This is a genomic window from Gilvimarinus gilvus (assembly GCF_030518155.1).
In the GTDB taxonomy this organism is placed as follows: Bacteria; Pseudomonadota; Gammaproteobacteria; order Pseudomonadales; family Cellvibrionaceae; genus Gilvimarinus; species Gilvimarinus gilvus.
This window is the reverse complement of the sequence record NZ_JAULRU010000850.1, coordinates 1-320: the sequence shown is the minus strand read 5'-3', so window position 1 is coordinate 320 and position 320 is coordinate 1. Positions and strand designations below refer to the sequence as shown.

1 protein-coding gene is annotated in these 320 nt (G+C 23.4%); it reads left to right on the top strand.

Annotation, left to right across the window (positions count from 1 at the left end):
* Positions 1 to 68: 68 nt before the first annotated feature.
* Positions 69 to 320: hypothetical protein (locus tag QWI17_RS23560; RefSeq protein ID WP_302724991.1), on the top strand; the 252-nt coding region annotated here is incomplete at its 3' end.

Genomic DNA, 320 nt, shown 5'->3' with positions numbered 1-320 from the left:
ATTACTTATTATGATAGAGTTAATAGTTTTTTTTAAAATAGTTTCGTCCTAGAATAAATTTATTAATAATGGAGAATAATAGAATTAATTTTTTATCTGATTGGCAACGTAGTTTTGCATTTGGATTGGGTAAAGTTATTTTTACTGAAAAAGATAGTAATAATAAAACCTTGCGTAAAATAATAATGTCAACAAATCAGTTTAATAATATTGTGGATTATCATTGGGAAAAATTTAGAAGTTTAAATACAAATAGTTTACTATATAAATACTTTGATAGGGATTATGTAGGAGAAAATGAGGAATGGGCAGTATATTCT